Raw genomic sequence first — 246 nt, 5'->3', positions numbered from 1 at the left:
ATGAACCCTCACATCAGGGGCAACAATCAGATTATTGGCAGCTCCATCAATACGAATACCACCGCCGCCAGCCCCTACAGACAGTAAATCTGCATTTTGCGTAATGGTGTTGTAACTACCATAGACATGCAGCCCTAAGCCTAAAGTGGCAGTATTATATGTATTGTCGATATAGGCAGTGCCATCCGCATTCCGTCCAAAATACGGGTTATTATTGATGATGGTCAGCCCGTCGCCGTAAACAGA

General features: G+C 46.3%; 1 protein-coding gene. It reads right to left on the bottom strand.

The window, feature by feature from the left end:
• The coding region (locus HBA93_RS22670; RefSeq protein ID WP_221724735.1) for a hypothetical protein at positions 1–246 on the bottom strand (246 nt) is incomplete at both ends.

The sequence above is a fragment of the Ochrobactrum sp. SFR4 genome, assembly GCF_019730395.1.
Lineage (GTDB): Bacteria > Pseudomonadota > Alphaproteobacteria > Rhizobiales > Rhizobiaceae > Pseudochrobactrum.
The sequence above is the reverse complement of the archived record's forward strand: the minus strand, read 5'-3'. Positions and strand labels throughout refer to the sequence as shown.